Consider the following 18862-nt stretch of genomic DNA (forward strand, 5'->3'; position numbering starts at 1 on the left):
GATTTATTTCATCGATCTACTGATCTTGATCCTGATCGCCAATGCACGAGGCCTACCGGGCCGGTCCCGCAGTAAGGCGAAATTCGCCACTAGCGTGGGCTTCTTACTGGTTCTGGCGCTGGCGAGCGAGATTGCCGGAATGCTCTCTTTCGGCATCTACAAGGAAACCGTTTATATTGGTGTCAGAACCTGCCTGGCATTCAGCGTGTTCTTTCTTGTCGGGAGCTATGTCCGCACCCTGCGCGACGTCGAGATCGTCCTGCGGTCCGTGGTGCTGGGTCTTGTCCTGACCTCGACGCTGATGGTCCTCAGCTCCTTGCCGATGACCAGATTGGTGGTGGCGGATCTGGTTTTCTCAAACCAGTTTCTCGAACCTGCCGCCACGCAGCTTGAGGGGTTCTTTACTGAAACTGAATCCGGCATTCGCGGCCGCACCTTGGTCGGGGTGTCAATCATTGGCGCATCGTTCATCAATGCCTGCTGGCCGCTGGCCGCCTTGTTCTTGCGCTGGCCCCACAACATCGGTCGATGGTGGCGCTGGCTGGCCCTCGCGGCGTGCATGTTAGCCCCCATGGGCGTTTTGATGAGCTATTCCCGCGGACCTGTACTGGGGGCAATTTTGATCGTGATTGCAGCCTTGGTCCTTGGTCTGCGCCGGGTGCAGCACGGGATTTTAATGCCGGTTGCTATTGGTGTCGCCATCGTTTTGGCCATCGGGACGACATCACAGATTTTCTTCTTTGATCGTCTGACAAGCCGAACCGCAGCGATCTTTGATTCTCCATTGGCGGATGAGCGCGAATCCGAGCGGTTGCTTGCCTATGTCGAGCCATTCAAACATCTATCCGAGAAACCACGTTTTCTACTGCTCGGCGAGGGCGTCGCCGTCCGATATTCAGAAGCCACGGTCATCCCAGAGCAGGCCGGAAAAGCAACCCACTCCGCCTTTGCCATAGCTTATTATGCATATGGCATGGTTGCGGCGGTTGGCTTCGTGGCGCTGTTTCTGCAGGCGCTCAATTCTGTTGCAGGTCAGCTTTCTATCCGGCGCAGATCGCCGTGGGATATTTTGGTGGCACCGCTGTTCCTGTCGATCGTGGCCCTATTCCCGTGGCTGGCCCTGGGCCATGCGGCGATTTCCACCCCACGGGGTTCAATGCTGTTCTTTTTCATCGTCGGTCTGGTGTCGACGCTTGCGCATATGCGCGCAAGCACAGCCCAGACATCGCAAATTGGTTGGAGTTTTCATGCCCAGCGCCGTCATCCTACTGTCTGACAAACGGTCCGGCTCGACCATGTTTCAGGACGAGATCTGTCGCCATTCGGCGGTTCGCACGGTGCCCTATTCGCCGCATTCCAATCTGGAAACGCATTGGTGGCTAATGGCGGCGGTGCTGTTGCAATCATCAGGTCGGTTGTTCTCGGGCGGGCAAAGATACAAGGGCTATGGCAGCAGGGCCAATGCGCGCGCCTATATGGTCGATCTGCTGGAGAAATCTGTGCCTGATTTCGCGCCCCCAAGCGACGATTACACCCTTGTCTTTCAGGGATGGGACGCGCTGTGCAGGAAGTTGGCGCAGCCCGTGTTTTTCGAGAAATCACCACAGTTTGTGGCCCATTGGGCGGCTCTCACCCTCCTGCTTGACTGGATCGAGCAGACCGATCTGGAAGTGAGAGTCGTTGGTTTGGTGCGCAACCCCCATGGCGTGATGTATTCCGCCGCACGGCAATTCGGCACCGACCCCGCCAGTCGACAGATCGGCTGGCTTGCCACCTGCCGCAACCTGCTGGCGTTTTCACAGATGTTAGGGCCGGAACAATTCACGCTGGTGCGTTACGAGGATCTGATACGTGATCCGATCTCCGGGTTTGCCGACATCTGCCGCTTCATCGGCCTCGCCCCCGAGGCGCAGGTCGGCTCGGGGACACATCGGGATTCGTCCGAGAAGTGGCGCGCCGATCCGCGCTATCGCCTCGCGCTTGATCCCTCGGTTCGCCAGATGGCCCGGCATATGGGATATGCGCACGCCGAGCTTGAGAATGCCAACGCGGCTTCGTCGCCCGCCGAAACGGCAGCACATGGCGTCACGCGCTCCTCGTTTCGGCTTTGGATCAATCGCCGGCGCGATCGACTGGTACAGCCGCTTCTCATCCGCCTTCGCGCGTCGCTGAGGTTTTAGCGATGGTCTGGCGCAGTCACATTTCCAGAGAGGGTCCGAATAGAGAATGAGCATTACGAAGCAAAAACTAGTCACGGGCGGCGCTGGGTTCATCGGCTCCCATCTCATCGACAGACTGCTGGCCGACGGGCATGACGTGCTGTGCGTCGACAACTTTTACACCGGCACAAAGCCCAACATCTATCATGTCCTTGACAACGTGCATTTCGAGCTGATGCGCCATGATGTGACCTTTCCGCTCTATGTGCAGGTCGATCAGATCTATAACTTGGCATGTCCGGCGTCTCCGGTTCATTATCAGCACGACCCGATCCAGACCACCAAGACCAGCGTGCATGGGGCCATCAACATGCTGGGGCTGGCCAAGCGGCTGAACTGCCGTATCTTCCAGGCTTCAACCAGCGAAGTTTACGGCGACCCGCAGGTGCATCCCCAAAGCGAAAGCTATTGGGGCAACGTAAACCCGATCGGTGCGAGGTCCTGCTATGACGAGGGCAAACGCTGCGCCGAAACGCTGTTTTTCGACTATAATCGGCAAACCGGTCTCGACATTAAAGTGGCGCGAATTTTCAACACCTACGGGCCGCGCATGCACCCCAATGACGGGCGGGTGGTTTCCAACTTCATTGTGCAGGCGCTCATGGGTGAGCCGATCACCTTGTTTGGCGACGGCACGCAGACCCGGTCCTTTTGCTATGTCAGCGACCTTGTCGAAGCGATCATGCGGTTCATGGCGACCGATGCGGGCTGTATCGGTCCGCTGAACCTTGGCAACCCAAGCGAGATCACGATCCGCGAACTTGCCGAAACCATTGTCGAGATGACCGGCTCACGCTCAAAAATCTCCTACCACCCCCTGCCCCAAGACGATCCGGTGCAACGTCGCCCAGACATCTCGGCAGCGCGCCAGACCCTGAATTGGGAACCCACTGTGTCACTGCAAGAAGGCCTTACAAGCACCATCAAATATTTCGACGGACTGCTGTCGGGCAATGAACCAGCGAGGAGCAGGACATGAGCCTAGGATCCCAACCACAGCCAAGCCTTGGCGTTGTCGCGATCAGCTATAACGAGCAGGAAGACATGCCGGGATTTCTCGATCACCTTGTCGGCTGGGTCGATGAAATCGTGGTCGTCGATGACGGCTCGACCGATCGGACCGAGGAGATCTGCACCGCACAGGGGCCAAAGGTCAGATTTTTGCGCGCCCCCCGCGAGGACCGCGAATATTACAGCGACCAGCGCAATAAGGGGATCGCTGCGGCGCAGAGCGATTGGCTGTTGCATATGGATATCGACGAACGTGTGACCCACAGCCTGGCCCGCGAGATCCGCGAGGCCATTCGTGATCCCGCCTGTGACGGCTATCGCTTCCGCCGTCTCAATCATTTCATGCACCGCCCGATGCGCGGTGGTGGCTGGCAGGATTGGAATCTCATCCATCTGGCCCGGCGCGAGCTGTTCAGATTTGGCGGCATGTTTCACGAAAGCTGCCATCTGGACGCGCCCGAGGATCGTGTCGGGCAATTGAAAAACCGCATGGTGCATTTCAACGAGCATAATTTTGAGAAACGTCTGACAAAAAGCGGTGTGTATCTCGAAGAACTTGTCCGCCAGATCGAAAAACGCGGCACGGTTCGCGGCTGGCAAATCCTGTGGGCGCCGCTCAAGGAGTTTCTGAAAAAATACTTTTACAAGCTGGGTTTCCGCGACGGAACGCCGGGGCTGATCTCAGCCATGCACTCCGCAACGGCTGTTTTCCGGGCCTACGCACTGGTGTGGGACCGCCAGAACCGCGTGTCGCGGGCCGAGCTTGAACAGCAGGTTACATGGAAGGAGCCGCTTAGACATGCGCCCCAAAATCCTTGAAATGTCCGAGACACCAGTAGTTTCAGTGGTCATCCCGACCTATAATCGGGCGCATATCCTATGCGATGCGCTGGACAGCGTGTTGGTGCAAAGTTTCACCGATCTGGAGGTGATCGTTGTTGACGATGCTTCCGATGACGGCACCGAAATCGCTGTTCATGACTGGCGTAGCCGTAACCGCCCGCCCTTTCCCATTCGCTTCATCCGCCAAGCGCGCGGCGGCGGCAACGTCGCGCGAAATCGGGGCATTGCCGAGGCACGCGGCGAATTCGTCGCCTTTCTTGACAGTGATGATCTTTGGCATGCCGACAAGATCGCCAGACAGGTGACGCGATTGCGCGCACGGCCCGATCACGGCGCGGTTTACACAGGCTTGCGCGAGGTTGAGCTGTCCACCGGCGCGGTACTGGCACAGCACGGACACCGCTTTCCCGAGGGGGATCTGCTTGATGCCCTTCTGGTAAGCGATGTCACCGCCCCGACCTCGACCTATTTGGTGCGGCGACAGGTCTTGCTCGATGCGGGATGCTTCGATCCGGCGCTCGCCGCGCGGCAGGACTGGGACATGTGGATCCGCGTCGCCGAACGCACAATGATCGCCTGCGTGCCCGAAGCGCTGGTTGATCTCAGGCTCCATTCCGGGCCGCGTACCGCCTCTGACCCAACGCGCGAATTGCAGGCCTATGAGTTAATTCTCAAGAAATACCAACCGCTGCGCCGCAGCCGCGGGTTGAAGGTGCGGCTGGCGGCACGTGCCAGCTATCACCGCCGGACCGGGCGCGTTCACCTACATTATCTTGGCCGCCGATGGCGCGCCATCCGCCATTACCTCATCGCGATCCTGTATTGGCCGTTCGCTGTCGACACTTGGGCGGCGCTGATCGGCGCGGCACTGCCTGCGCGATTGCGCGCCGTCCTGCGCCGCCGATGGAATGCAATTTTCGGAGGGACCGCCATTGGCATCCGCAGTCATTGATTTCCCAGTGCCCTTTCCATCGGTCGCCTTTTTCGCAAACCAGCTTGCGGATGTCCAAGGCCATGGTTTGGCACGATATGCACAAGAATTGCTGGACGCATTGCGCGCACTTGACGGGCCTAAAATATCCCCGGTCGCCGCTTGGTCTGCGCTCTCGCCGGACCGGCTGGCCGAACGGCGCCGCGAGATCGGTCTCGAACTTACCGGTCTGGGGCGGCGGGGAACCTCGCTGTTATGGACCTTTCTGGATCGTCCTTTCATCGAGTCACGCCTAAATCGGCGAATTGATGTGGTTCACGCGGTGACGCTTGGCTATCCAGTCGCTACCGAAAAACCCCTTGTCGTCACAATTCACGACCTTGGCCCGCTCACCCATCCCGAATACTTTCGTAACACCCGCCCTTGGGTCATGCGGCGCAGCCTTGACCAGGCGGTGCGCAAGGCGGACGCGATCGTGTGCGTGTCGCAAGCGACGGCGAACGAGGTTCGCGATATCGCCGGCCCTGCCGTTGATAGCCGGTTGCAAGTCGTTTTGGAGGGCGTCGCCGAACGCTTTTTCGTGCCATCGGACCCCGCAGTGCTCAACCAGTTGAACCTGCCCGACGCCGAGCTGCCGTTTATCCTTTCTGCCGGGGCCAACAGTCCGCGCAAGAACCTGCGGGGGCTGTTGCGGGCGATGGCCGTCGCTATGCAAGAGATACCGCACCATCTGGTTCTCGTCGGCGGCACCGGTTGGGAAACTTCATCGTTCGAGCAGGAAATCGCAAACCCCGTTTTTCAAGGCCGCGTGCACCGCGTCGGATATGTCTCGGACCCGCAATTGCGGGCATTGTACCAATCCGCCGCGCTTTACGCTCATCCATCACTGTACGAGGGCTTCGGTTTGCCCGTGCTTGAAGCGATGGCAAGCGGGACCCCGGTTGTCGTCTCGAACCGAAGCTCCCTGCCCGAGGTCGCTGGGACGGCGGGTCGTCTCAGTAACGCCAGCGCGCCCGAAAGCTTCGCCGCCGATATCGTCGAAATCTGCACAAATGAGGCAATTCGAAAGCGCATGATCGCGGACGGCAAGGCGCATGCGGCACGCTTTCGGTGGTCGGACTGCGCCCAAGCAATGGCCAATATTTACGGCGACGTATCTGGTGTTGCCTTCCGGCAGAAAAGGATGGCCGAACAATGAAAATTCTCTTCACCGCGAATTCCTCTTTCAATCTCGTGAACTTTCGCGCTGGCCTACTCCGGGCCTTGTTCGATGCCGGGCACGAAGTTGTCGCGCTCGTGCCGCATGATGAATATACTGACCGGCTCAAGGAAACGTTTCATTGCAAGATCGTCGAGTTCAAACTTGACCGGCGGGGAAAATCGCCGCTGCGAGAAACTCAGTCGCTGGCTCAGATCATAGCAGCTACGCGACGCACGCAACCCGACGCCATCATAAGTTACACGATAAAAAACAACCTGTATGGCGGCGCAGCGGCCCGACTGACCGGAATACCCATCCTTCCCAATATCACGGGCCTTGGAACGCTGTTTTCCGATCGCGGCTTTCTGGCCGGGTTCGCCCGGGAGATGTACCGGATTGTCTTGAGGAACGCGCCAGTCGTATTTTTCCAGAACACGCAGGACCGCGACCAATTCCTCAAGGCCGGGATCATAGCCCCCGACCAAGCCTATCTCTTGCCCGGCTCGGGTGTCGACCTTGCCAGATTTACCGTGGTACAGATGCCCGACCGAGCCCGCCGCGCGCCGGTATTCCTGCTGATTGGTCGGCTGCTCTGGCAAAAAGGCATTGGAGAGTTTGTCGAGGCGGCGCGCCGGGTACGTGCACAATACCCGGAGTCGGAATTCTGCATCTGCGGCGGGTTTGAGGCGCCCAGTCGCGCGGCGGTTTCCCGGCGCGTCATGGAGGACTGGGTTCACGAGGGCATCGTCCGCTATTTCGGCAAGCAGATGGATATCAATCCAATCATCGCGCAATGTGATTGCGTGGTACTTCCGACCTATTATCGCGAAGGCACGCCCCGTTCATTGCTGGAAGCCGCCGCCTGCGGCCGGCCTGTCATTACCACCGATATGCCCGGATGCCGCGACGTCGTGATCGACGGCTTGACCGGCTTTGCAGTTGCGCCCGCCGATATCGATGATCTGACCCGCGCGATGCTGGCCATCGCGGATTGCGGCCGGACAAAGCGTACAATGATGGGCCGCGCTGGACGCGCTCATATCGAGGAGAACTATGATGAGCGTCTCGTTATCCAAGCCTATCTGAACGCCTTGGGCAGACTGGGACACCCGGCCAGCACCGGCGTGCCCGTCGTGTCGCCCGAATAGGTAGTAGGAATTATGGCCATTGGACACGCGGCGCATAGCAGGTTGATAATCAGTAAAATTATAAAGGGGATGATTTATGAAAACGGCAATTCTTGCAGGTGGCAAGGGAACCCGCCTAGCCGAAGAAACCTCGGTACGTCCCAAGCCAATGGTCGAGATCGGTGGCAAGCCGATTTTGTGGCATATCATGAACATCTATTCGCATTATGGGTTTAACGATTTCGCTGTCGCATTGGGTTACAAGGGCGAATATATAAAACGCTATTTTGTCGAATACGGCTCGCTTTCCGGAAACCTGACCGTCGATCTTGAAAACTCCGAACCGGTCCGACGCCATGAGCAAGACCATGCACCGTGGAAAATCGACCTGATCGAAACCGGGGACGAAACGCTGACCGGTGGCCGGGTCAAACGCCTAAAGCCCTATCTGGGTGGCAGCACCTTCATGCTGACCTGGGGTGATGGGGTCTCGGACATCGACATCAATAACCTGATCGCCTTCCACAAGAGTCATGGAAAACTGGCGACGATCACGGCGGTGCGGCCGCAGGCGCGGTACGGACATATGCGCTTTGACGGCGAACAGGTCATCGCTTTCGAGGAAAAACCGCAAACCGCCGAAGGCTGGATTAACGGTGCCTTCTTCGTGCTTGAACCTGAAGTGTTTGATTACATCGAAGGCGACATGGTGATGTTCGAACATGCGCCATTAGAAAACCTCGCGAGGGATGGTCAGTTGATGGCCTATCGGCACACCGGGTTCTGGGCGGCCATGGATACGTTGCGCGACAAGTATAATCTTCAGAAAATCTGGGATTCCGGTGACCGGCCCTGGGCAGTTTGGGAGCAGTGATATGCGGGTAATCGTAACCGGCCATCTGGGCTATATCGGAACCGTCCTTACGCCAATGCTGCTGAAGGCCGGCCATGAGGTCTTCGGCATGGACAGCGATCTCTACGAGCGCTGTACCTTTGCGCCGGGCGGTCCGATCCCCCCGGTCAAGGCGGTCCGCAAGGATATTCGCCATGTGACCGTCGCCGATTTTTTGGGATTTGACGCGGTCGTCCATCTGGCGGCCCTGTCAAATGATCCTTTGGGGGATTTCCGACCCGATATCACGCACAGCATCAATTTTCAGGGTACTATGCGTGTCGCTGAGGCCGCCAAGGCTGCAGGCGTTTCGCGCTTTGTGTTTTCGTCATCCTGCTCGAATTACGGTGCATCGGGCAGCGGGATGATCGATGAATTGGGGCGCTTCAATCCGGTGACCCCCTACGGCGAAAGCAAGGTCGCGTCAGAACTGGCCCTAGCGGAACTTTCGGACGACAGGTTTTGCCCGACCTTTCTGCGGTCGGCGACCGCGTATGGCGTCAGCCCGCGTATCCGGTTTGATCTCGTGCTGAACAATCTGGTTGCCTGGGCGGTGACGACCGGCAACATCCACATGAAATCAGATGGCACGCCTTGGCGCCCGATCACCCATATCGAGGATATCAGCCGCGCCATATTGGCCACGCTCAACGCGCCTGCCGACGCCGTGCGCAACGAAGCCTTCAATGTCGGCGTCACCGAACACAATTATCAGATCCGGGAACTTGCCGAAATCGTCGCCGACATCGTGCCCGGATGCGAGGTGACCTTTGCCGAAGACGCGGGCCCGGATAAACGCTCGTACCGGGTCAATTGTGACAAGATTCAGGCGGTACTGCCGGATTTCAAACCGCAATGGGATGCGCGCAAGGGGGCGCAGTCACTGTACGACGCCTACCGACAGATTGATCTGACCCTCAATGAATTCGAAGGCCCACGCTATCAGCGGATCGGTCATATCAAGCAGTTAATCTCCGAAGGCATCATCGACGAGACCCTGACCCATACCGTTCATGGCGAAGCTCAACGACCGAATGAGAGTTTTGACGGCATGGCAAATGACTTCGGGGCGGATGCCGCGGCGGCAACTTGTATTTCATGCCACCATGCGGGGCTGCAGCCGATCCTCGATCTCGGACAGATGCCGCGCTCGGATGGTCTGTTGGACGAAACCCGTCTGGGCATGCGCGAACCGGTGCTGCCTTTGCGGCTGGGTTATTGTCCTGATTGCAGCCTTGTCCAACTGCTTGAAACCCATCCGCCGGAAGACATGTTTGGTGCCGATTACCTCTATTTCTCGTCCTTCTCGGATGACCTGATCAAACACAGTAAGGAAAATGCTGCCGATCTGATCCGGGCGCGCGATCTAGGCAGCAATGATCTGGTGGTCGAGATTGCCTCGAATGACGGCTATATGTTGCAGAACTTCAAGGCCAAAGGGATCGCCACATTGGGGATCGACCCAGCGAGCCAGCCCGCAAAAGCCGCGCAAGAAAAGGGGATCGAGACGATCATCGATTTCTTTGGCACGCGGGTGGCGCAACGCCTGAAAGACCAAGGCCGGCGGGCAAATGTGATCATCGCCAACAATGTCGTGGCGCATGTCGCCGACCAGAACGATCTGGTTGCCGGGATGTCCCTGCTTCTGGCCGATGATGGCGTCGTTGTAGTTGAATTTCCCTATGTGCGGGATCTGATCGAACAGGTCGAATTCGATACGATCTATCACGAACATCTTTGCTATTTCTCGCTGGCATCGGCCAAACGACTGTTCGAGCGTCACGGCCTCTATCTGAATGACGTTATGCGGTTGCCAATTCACGGCGGCTCGATCCGGCTGTTTCTAGAGAAAAACCCATCGCCCACTCAGGCGGTCACAGATCTTTTGCACGAGGAAGCCCAGCTTGGGTTGAACAGTTTTGACCATTACGCAGATTTCGGCGCGCGGGTTCGCGACTTTCGCCGCAAGGCACGGGAATTCATCGGCCAGTTGAAATCCGAGGGCCATCGGATTGCCGCCTATGGCGCGGCGGCGAAGGGCACGATCATGCTGAACTATCTTGGCCTGAATGCGCGGGTGATCGAATATGTCGTGGACCGCAATATTCACAAAAGGGGCAAATACATGCCGGGCGTCAGGCTGAAAATCGACGACCCCGCAAAACTGATGGCGGACCGCCCCGACTACGTCGTCATCCTGCCATGGAATTTTCGCGATGAAATTATCCGACAACAGCAGGACTTCCTTGCGACCGGTGGCAAGTTCATCGTGCCGACACCTGAACTTGAGGTCGTGGAACATCGCCATGACTGACCCGGCCATGATGCGCACATCCTGTCCAGCCTGCAGCGGAACAGATCTGCATGAAATCTACCGGCTCGACGCGATCCCGGTCCAAAGCTGCATCTTACTGGGCAGCCCGGAGGAAGCGCGCGCCTTTCCTACCGCGCCAATGGTGCTGATGTTCTGCGACACCTGCGGATTCATCTTCAATTCGGCATTCGATGCCAGCAAGGTCGACTATGAGTCAACGACCGAGGAGAGCCAGCATTTTTCGGGAACGTTCAACCGTTTTGCCAGAAAACTGGCCGCCGAGATCACCGAGAGCCTAGACATGAAAGGTAAAAACACGCTGGAAATTGGGAGCGGCAAAGGCGAATTTCTTCGGGAACTGGCCACAACCAGCGGCACCATCGGGCTGGGCGTGGATCCGGGTTTCATTCCAGAGCGTTTACAAGAAGTGGCCGAGGTCGACATCACCTTTCGGCGTGAGTTCTTTGCCCCCGAAAATATAACGGTTGCGCCTGATCTGGTCGTGTGCCGCCACACTCTGGAGCATATCGGGCCGGTCAAAACCTTCGTCGAGGATGTCGCGAAAGTCTTGAGTAAATCCTCAGATGCAATGACATTTTTCGAAACTCCGGATGTGCGTCGGGTTCTTGCCGAAGGTGCCTTCTGGGACATTTATTATGAGCATTGTTCCTATTTCACACTCGGCAGCCATGCGCGGCTGTTTCGCGCTGCGGGCTTTGATGTGACCCGGCTCTATCTCGATTATGACGATCAATACATCATCCAGTACGCCAGAAAATCAGCGCAACAGACCCGGCTAACGCAGGAAGACGATCTGGACGAACTGCGCGCGCTGGCCGCCGCATTTCCAGATCGGGTCCGCAAGATCCGCGATGACTGGAAAAACTTTGTGGCTGACCGCAAGGCTCAGGGGAAATCGATCGCGCTCTGGGGCGGCGGCTCAAAAGGGGTGTCGTTTCTGACCACGAATGATCTGGACGATCAGATCGCGCGGGTCATCGATATCAACCCCTTTAAGCAAGGCAAATTTCTGCCGGTCACTGCGCATCAAGTCCAGGCACCTGAGGCCCTGCTGGATGATCCGCCCGACACAATCATCGTGATGAATCCCATCTATCTCGACGAGATCAGAGCTCACTTGAACAGCCTCGGACTGAACCCCGAACTGGTGGCGGTCTGACATGATTTCAGCCTGTCCCATATGCCAGAGCTCCAACCCGAAACCGGTCTTCCGGCTCGGCCACATGCCAGTGCTCTGCAACCAGCTTTGGCCCGATGTGGAAACCGCGCGCGCCGCCCCGTCGGGCGATGTCGACCTTGTCGGCTGCACCACATGCGCCTTCATCTGGAACCGACAGTTCGACCCGGAGCGGATGGTATATGAATCGGGCTATGAAAACGCGCTGCATCATTCGCCAAAATTCCGCGCCTTCGCCAGCGACCTGACCCACCACCTGATCGAGCGCCACGATCTGGCAGGAAAACATGTGGTCGAGATCGGCTGCGGCGATGGCCACATACTTGATCTGATGGTCAAACACGGGGCCGCCACCGCAACCGGATACGATCCCTCGATGGCGGGCCGCGAAAGCCAGTTCACCGCGCGCGAAGGCGTGCGGATCATACCGGAATATTTCGCCTCCCGCAAACTTGACGGCGGTTTCGATGCCATCATCTGCCGGCATGTTCTGGAACATCTGGATGAGCCGCAAACCTTGCTGACCCAGATCAGACACGCCATCGGCGACCGCGACGTGGTCGTATATTTCGAGGTTCCCAATGCCGGTTGGATGCTCGACGGTGTATCCATGTGGGACGTCATCTATGAGCATGTCGGCTATTGGAGCGCGCCTGCCCTTACGACCGCATTCGTTCGCGCTGGGTTCGAGCCGGTCAATGTTTCCACCGGCTATTCCGAACAATTCCTGATGATCGAAGCGCGGCCCGCCAAGATCAGACAGCGGGATTTCGTGGCAACGGGCACCGACAAGATAAAGACGCTTTCCAACCAGTTCGCCGCATCCGCGCAGGAAGAAATGATCGCTTGGCGCGCCCGGCTCGGGTCTCAGGCAGGCAAGACCGTGATTTGGGGGGCCGGCTCGAAAGGTATAACATTCGCCAACGCCATGGGCACTGTCCACAGCACTCTCGACGCTCTGATCGACCTCAATCCGCGCAAGAAAGGGCTGTTTGTTCCGGGTGTGGGACTTGAGGTCAGGCCACCCCAAGACCTGCGCTTGCTTGCACCCGACCATATCCTGATCGCAAACGCTCTTTATCGCGACGAAATCGCCGATCAGGTCCGGGCCATGGGATTGTCACCAAGTTTTGCGACGCTGACAGGTTAGGATGGCCGAGCCATGCGCCTTTTGATGATCCTGTCAGGCGATGCCAACAAGGCCAGTTCGCGTGTTCGGGGATATTGGGTCGCCGAGGCGCTTTGTGACCGCGGCCACACGGTCGCGCTTTGTTCGCCCTCTGCCCGACACCATTACCTGCCGCTGCTGGGGCCGATATCGAAAAGCGATGTGGTGATCTTTCAAAAGATGTATGGCCGCTATGATATCGTTCTTGCCCGGCTCTGCCGCGCTCTCGGAAAATCTGTCTATTTCGATATCGATGATGCCCCATCCAGGATCCAGTCAGACCGGACCATCGGCAATGCCGCAACGATGATGCGGCTCAGCCACGGTGTTTTCGCAGGCAGTCGCGCTTTGGTCGCATATGCGAAGGAAAGCCAACCTGCGACCCATTTGGTGCCATCGGGTATTCGGCTGGGCAACTATCGGCTGAAATCCCATGATGCTCACCGTCCGGTCTGCCTGGGCTGGATCGGCAATGGCGCCCATTACGCTGACGATCTGATTGATGTTCTGGCAGGCCCGCTGACTAGACTGGCATCGCAGCATCCGCTGCGTTTTCGCCTTGTCGGTGCGTGTGGGGTAAAGCATCTTTATGATGTTTTCGGAACAATCGACGGGCTGGAGTTCGATTTTGTCGACCAGCTTGACTGGTCCGATCCGGATGCCATCTCAGAAGCCGTCGCGCCATTTGATATCGGACTCTATCCGTTGCGGACGGGCGGGTTCAACGAATACAAATGTGCCTTCAAGGCGCTGGAATATATGGCCTGCGGTCTGCCTGTCGTGACCAGCGCCGTCGGGGCCAATGCCGAAGTGGTCATTGATGGCTTGACTGGCAACGTCTGCCACTCCGCGATGGACTGGCAGGCGTACCTTGCCCGCCTCATCGACGATCCGGGCGCGCGGGCCAAGATGGGGGCAGCAGGACGTGCGAAAATTGAGAAAACCTATGATGTTTCTCGTCTGGCGGGCGAACTCGAGGCGCTGCTGATGAGCCCCGGGTCAATCTGAATTGATGCCAAGGCGGATATATTCCTGCAAATAGGCTTCACGCATGGCGGATAAGGAAAACTGCCTTTCCACCCGCTCTCTTGCCTGCCGACCCATGATTTCGCACAAGTCACGCTGGGAAGCCAACGTTGCCATCGCAGTCGTCAGGGCACCGTCCTGCGTTGGCGGCACCAGAATCCCAGTTTCGCCATCTGTCACGATTTCCGCCGGCCCTTTTGCGTCATAGGCGATTGCTGGCAAGCCGCAGGCCATTCCTTCGATGACCACAAGGCCGAACGCCTCGTCGATCGCACCATGTACATACACATCTGACGCCTGAAGAAGGTCCGGCACATCGGCGCGATGCCCCAGCAGCTGAACCCGCTCTTCAAGGCCAAGTTGCGTTTTGAGCGCTTCCAGTTTGCCGCGTTCGCTGCCGGCCCCTGCGATCACCAGCCGCGCGGCAGGATAATTTGCAGCAATGTCGGCAAATTGCCGGATGATTTCACTGTGGCGCTTTCGGGTGACAAGCGACCCAACGGAGATGAAAACAATCCAATCCTTTTCCCAACCCAAGGCCTGCCGACGCCGGGTTTTATCAACGCACGAGAGCTCATGATAAAGATCAAGGTCGATGCCGTTATATATGACCGAAATCCGCCGCGCCGGGATGTGCCAGCGTTGCGCGAGATAGGCCACAGAGGTGCTGCTGACCGCGGCCCAACGGGACACCCACCATGTCCGAAGGGTCAAGGCGTTTCTGAGCCGGGCAAAGCCCTTGCGACGCAAGCTGACTGGCGAAGAGTCAGTTATCGTGCCAAAATGCTGTGTCCGGATGACGCGATAGCCTAGCAACCGGGCCGCCATGGCGATCATATCCGCCTTTCTGCTATGGACATGAAGCACGTTGAAGCCCTGAGAGCGCAAGTTGCGCAACTGCTTCAAGGTATCGAAGAACCCATCTACAGGGCTGATCTTGAAAACCTTGTCGTCAAATCGCGGATCAATATCTGACGCCCCGATATACAGTCCTCGGCAGTCGATCCGCTCGTCGCTCATCAGATCGAAAATGATCTGTGTTACTCCGACGCCCGGTCGCAGATTGTCCAGAATGTGACAAACCTTGGTGGTCATGCAGCAGCTTTCCGGCCTGCAAAGTAAACCGGGTATTCGCGATTCTCACTGTCGATAGACGCCGGCATAACCATGCTGATAGATCAATTCATTGTCCGCATATTTCCGCGCCTTGGATTGATAAACCAGACTGAACGCGCAACCCGATATATGAGCATCCACTGAGCGTAACCGGCGCAATCCTTCTTTCACGGCATTGCGCGACGTTTTATTCCAGCGGACCAAATAAACGACCGTGTCCGCAAGCCGCGCAACCAATCGCGCATCGGTCACCGCAAGGGCCGCTGGGGTATCCAAAATCACCAGATCGTATTTTTCGCGCAGCAAATTGATGATCTCTGCAAACCGATCTGATGACAGCAGGTCCGCCGGGCTTTCCGATAGGTTTTCCGCTTGACTGAGTGTCAAAAGATGCAGGCCCGACCCGCTTTCGACAAACAGTGCCTCTTCCAGTGTGCACTCGCCGCGAAGCAATGCGCCCAGCCCTGCACCACCGGATGATTGGTCCAGTTTTTTGTAGGTGCTATAAAGATTCGCGTGTTTTCGATTGCGCATATCACAGTTCACCAGAATGGTCTTGCGCTCGGTTTTCTGGCTTGCCAGTCCGACCAAAAAGGAAATCGCACTTTTTCCTTCCCCGACGACCGACGATGTGAACATAATCACCTTTGGCTGATTTTCTGGATCTCCATAAAGAATGCTTGTCCGAAGGTTGCGGATGCTTTCGGCAAGAATGCTGTCTGGTCTGTTGACGAAATTCTTGACCAGCTTACCAGTCTCCCGGCGTCTGCCGACCACGGGCACCGAAGCCAGGATTGGAAGGCTGGTTGCCTCGTAAAGCTCTTGTGAACTGCGCAGCGCATTGCTCAGACGTTCACGCAGCAACAAAATGATCATTCCCAAAAGCAGACCGCTGGCGCTGGTCGCGGCCAAAAGCCGATTGCTGGCCAAGCGATCAGGCGATGCCGGTGGTTCCGCACGAGAAAGCACCCGCAGATCGGTCGAACCCAGCTTTGCTTCCTCGCTGATTTCCTTTTGACGGGTGGTGTAAGACTGGTAAATTGCCTGATTTCCCTGCACTTCGCGCTCAAGCCCTGAAATATAAAGCTCATCGGTGGCCTGGTTGATGGCAACAACCTCTAGTTCACGCATCGCCTCCACCAGTTGCTGCTCACGCTGCTCCAGTGAATCGATATTAAACTTTAATGCCTCGACAATATATCCGGCTTCTTCGCGAATAATGTCGCGGATTTCCTCAAGGGTTGAGATGTTCTTGGTTCGGTTCGGGGACACGGTCTGGCTTTCAGAGGCAATCATTTCACGAACTTCCAATTCACGCTCGCGCAGGGTTTGAATGAGTGGTGACTCGCGAAACTCTGGAACGCGCCAGACATTATCGGCCGCCAGTGCCCTGGCCGACCGTTCATAGCGCGACCGCGCACCGGCCAGGTCGATGCGCACCCTGGCCAATTCCTCACTCAGGACGGTCAGCTGTGTTCTGGTCATTTCCGAACTTTGCGTCTGCCGTTCGACCAGATCAAGACGCGCTTGTGCAAGGGCGTCTTCGGATCGTGCAATCCTCTCGCGAAAGTCGGCGATGCGCTGATCCATCAGGTCGATGGCCGCCGCGACATCCTGATTTTTCGATGCGGTTTGAAACCGAAGAAATTCGTCGACTATAGCGTTTGTGACAGACGCGGCATGGTCTGCGTCGGTCGAGGCATAGGTGATTTCAATGACCCTGGATCCAATCACCTGTGACACCATCAGGTTTTTGCGAAGTATACTGACCGCTTCCCGGTACCGCCTTGCGGCGCTTTCTTCTTCGGCAGTAGGCCGCTCTACTTCAGGGGCCTGCGAATTCGTGCTTTGTCCACGATCCGCCGCGTCGAGATTTTTTGCCACACGAGAAAGAAGCGTCGTAGAGGTCAAAATCGCTATCTGGTTACCAATCTCATTAGACAGGTCCTGTCGACCAACCGTCGCGTTGGCACTGTCCACGATCTGCAGTCGCTCGGGTTCGAACAGCACGTTGGCCGTTGCAATATATATCGGCTCTTCTCTGCTGACCAGAAACGAGCCGATGATAAATCCAATCAATCCTGCGAACAGAACAAACAGTTTCCCACGCCAGATGACAGAAACTATCTTTCTGAGATCGATAAAGTCGCTCTCAGACTGGAAATATTCGGGATCGCGATCAAATTCGGGACGTCGTTCCGGTTCATTCACTACCAGCGGCCCCGTGTACATTGGCCCATCCTTCTTTCCTGTGATTGGAAATTGAAACTAGACCGACATTTACCTTTAGAAAGGGTGCTGAACTTTCTTGAACAGGTCAAGCTCTGTCGGTCCTGAGAGGGCGCGTTGGCGCCAAGAAAATCGTTATGTTTCAAAATTATACTAGCAAATCATTAAAGATAAAATCGTCACTGACAAGTGAAAGGCCATAAGCACCATTCAGCACGCCGATGAGTTCGTCTTCCTCATCCACGGCCCCGACCCGCCAAATCGCGGTTCCCGCTGGCAATCCGACAGCATCTTCTGTCAGAACGTAATCCGCTGCTTCGTTCCCAAGCTGGATCTGATCCTGACCGGAAACGAAATCCCAGACATAGCCATAATCCGCCAGTCCGGCAGAGGCACCGACGCCATCGTCATAGTAATCTGTCCCGCCAGCCCCGAGCATAAAGATATCCGGCCCCTCACCGCCGACGAACACATCGATCTCGCCCACCCCCGGAAGTGCAGCACTGGTATTTACTGCGGCGAGCATATCCGCCCCGCCGGTGCCCTTGGTGATGTCGCCGCCTTCGATCTCGGTGATCGCAACATCATGGAAGGTGATGTCGTAATGGTGGGCGACGAAGCCGAAGGCGCCAGTCACCGGCGCGTCCTGTTCTATGGGCTGCGCCATCAGCCAATCCACCGGTTCCGCGGCCCCGTCTTCCCAGACCTTCATCTTATAAAGGCGATCAAACTGGTTGAGCTGCTCAGCCCGAATGACGAAGTTATAGGTGACGCCACTCTCCAGCGTATAATTCGTATCTCCGATGTTCCGGTAAATCTCGAAATGTGGCGACCCGGCCCATTCGCCATTGTAAAACAGCAGGTCCGACGGATTGAACCCGGTCTTGGGCTGAAGGCCCGGATTCGGATCGTCCGTATGGCCGGTCCACCACAAGCCAAAGCCGAACAGGCCAAAATCTGCCGAAAGATCATTGGTGGTCACCGATACGCGGGCCTCGTAAAAGTCCCAGCTATCATCCCCCATGATGACAAATCGGTCATATCCCGTCTCTTCCGGGCGCAGGCCGTCGCCGGTCAGGGCCCATTTGCCATCAACAACCTGTACGACGTCTTGAATGTTGGTCACGGTTGACCAGTCTATGGAATAGTTCTGGTTCCAGACCGCCCCTTCCTCATAGTCGATCGTGACATCCGTGGTTATGGTCGTGCCATCGCCATAGCGCGCGATGATTGTGACAATGTCATCAAGGCTGGACCCATCAAGTTCCGCAAATGCGATATCAACATTGAAGTCGCCCGCTTTGGCCAGCCGCCCATTATCCGGGCCCACCGTCAGCGTTCGCTCACTGCCACCATTCAGGCTGTAATGCAGGGATGCGAGATTTTCGGTGAAAACGTCGCCCAAGATATTGACCCAAGTCTGAGCCTCGCCCGGCGCACCGAACTTTTGGGTGTCACCATACCAGACGTCAATATGCTCACCGATAAGCAAGCTGACCGTGGCGCTGCTGGTCAGTTCGCCATCGCTGATCGTGTAGCTGAAGCTGTCGGGCCCCTGATAACCCGCATTCGGCGTATAGCTGAGCG

General features: G+C 57.1%; 15 protein-coding genes. 12 read left to right on the forward strand and 3 right to left on the reverse strand.

Going from position 1 to position 18862, the window contains the following annotated elements:
• Positions 1-25 precede the first annotated feature (25 nt).
• The 12 genes from JAO82_RS10205 to JAO82_RS10260 all read left to right on the forward strand — a co-directional run bounded on the left by JAO82_RS10205 (position 26) and on the right by JAO82_RS10260 (position 13912).
• Entirely contained in the window at positions 26-1276 is a 1251-nt protein-coding gene (locus JAO82_RS10205; RefSeq protein WP_198686275.1) for an O-antigen ligase family protein, read from the forward strand.
• Complete coding sequence (locus JAO82_RS10210) at positions 1248-2180, forward strand: sulfotransferase family protein (RefSeq protein WP_198686276.1); 933 nt, start codon at positions 1248-1250, stop codon at positions 2178-2180. Before JAO82_RS10205 ends, JAO82_RS10210 begins: the two co-directional genes overlap by 29 nt.
• Before the next feature lie 46 nt (positions 2181-2226).
• On the forward strand, positions 2227-3198 hold the full coding sequence (locus JAO82_RS10215; RefSeq protein WP_198686277.1) for a UDP-glucuronic acid decarboxylase family protein: 972 nt from the start codon (positions 2227-2229) through the stop codon (positions 3196-3198).
• The gene (locus tag JAO82_RS10220; RefSeq protein WP_198686278.1) at positions 3195-4049 is read left to right on the forward strand and encodes a glycosyltransferase family 2 protein; all 855 of its coding nucleotides are present in this window, start codon (positions 3195-3197) and stop codon (positions 4047-4049) included. Before JAO82_RS10215 ends, JAO82_RS10220 begins: the two co-directional genes overlap by 4 nt.
• The gene (locus JAO82_RS10225; protein ID WP_198686279.1) at positions 4030-5025 is read left to right on the forward strand and encodes a glycosyltransferase family A protein; all 996 of its coding nucleotides are present in this window, start codon (positions 4030-4032) and stop codon (positions 5023-5025) included. Before JAO82_RS10220 ends, JAO82_RS10225 begins: the two co-directional genes overlap by 20 nt.
• 67 nt (positions 5026-5092) lie before the next feature.
• Entirely contained in the window at positions 5093-6202 is a 1110-nt protein-coding gene (locus JAO82_RS10230) for a glycosyltransferase family 4 protein (protein WP_198686280.1), read from the forward strand.
• Positions 6199-7353 (forward strand): glycosyltransferase family 4 protein, encoded by a 1155-nt coding sequence (locus JAO82_RS10235; protein ID WP_198686281.1) that lies wholly within the window; start codon positions 6199-6201, stop codon positions 7351-7353. Before JAO82_RS10230 ends, JAO82_RS10235 begins: the two co-directional genes overlap by 4 nt.
• A gap of 76 nt (positions 7354-7429) precedes the next feature.
• A complete protein-coding gene (gene rfbF, locus JAO82_RS10240) occupies positions 7430-8206 on the forward strand; it encodes a glucose-1-phosphate cytidylyltransferase (RefSeq protein WP_198686282.1) in 777 nt (258 codons plus the stop codon).
• Between the two features lies 1 nt (position 8207).
• Positions 8208-10538 carry an NAD-dependent epimerase/dehydratase family protein gene (locus JAO82_RS10245; RefSeq protein ID WP_198686283.1) on the forward strand — a complete coding sequence of 777 codons (2331 nt, stop codon included), beginning with the start codon at positions 8208-8210 and terminating at the stop codon, positions 10536-10538.
• Positions 10531-11718 (forward strand): methyltransferase domain-containing protein, encoded by a 1188-nt coding sequence (locus JAO82_RS10250; protein WP_232897336.1) that lies wholly within the window; start codon positions 10531-10533, stop codon positions 11716-11718. Before JAO82_RS10245 ends, JAO82_RS10250 begins: the two co-directional genes overlap by 8 nt.
• 64 nt (positions 11719-11782) lie before the next feature.
• Positions 11783-12886: a class I SAM-dependent methyltransferase gene (locus JAO82_RS10255; protein WP_232897337.1), complete on the forward strand. Its 1104-nt coding sequence runs from the start codon at positions 11783-11785 to the stop codon at positions 12884-12886.
• A 12-nt stretch (positions 12887-12898) separates the two neighbouring features.
• A complete protein-coding gene (locus tag JAO82_RS10260) occupies positions 12899-13912 on the forward strand; it encodes a glycosyltransferase family 4 protein (RefSeq protein ID WP_198686285.1) in 1014 nt (337 codons plus the stop codon).
• Here the strand turns inward: JAO82_RS10260 and JAO82_RS10265 are convergent.
• The 3 genes from JAO82_RS10265 to JAO82_RS10275 all read right to left on the reverse strand — a co-directional run.
• Positions 13904-15025: a glycosyltransferase family 4 protein gene (locus tag JAO82_RS10265; protein ID WP_198686286.1), complete on the reverse strand. Its 1122-nt coding sequence runs from the start codon at positions 15023-15025 to the stop codon at positions 13904-13906. The two genes, JAO82_RS10260 and JAO82_RS10265, sit on opposite strands and share 9 nt — an antisense overlap.
• A 45-nt stretch (positions 15026-15070) precedes the next feature.
• A complete protein-coding gene (locus JAO82_RS10270) occupies positions 15071-17278 on the reverse strand; it encodes a GumC family protein (protein WP_198686287.1) in 2208 nt (735 codons plus the stop codon).
• A gap of 145 nt (positions 17279-17423) precedes the next feature.
• Positions 17424-18862: Ig-like domain-containing protein (locus JAO82_RS10275; RefSeq protein WP_232897338.1), on the reverse strand; the 1439-nt coding region annotated here is incomplete at its 5' end.

This window comes from Pontibaca salina (assembly GCF_016307205.1).
GTDB classification, from domain to species: domain Bacteria; phylum Pseudomonadota; class Alphaproteobacteria; order Rhodobacterales; family Rhodobacteraceae; genus Pontibaca; species Pontibaca salina.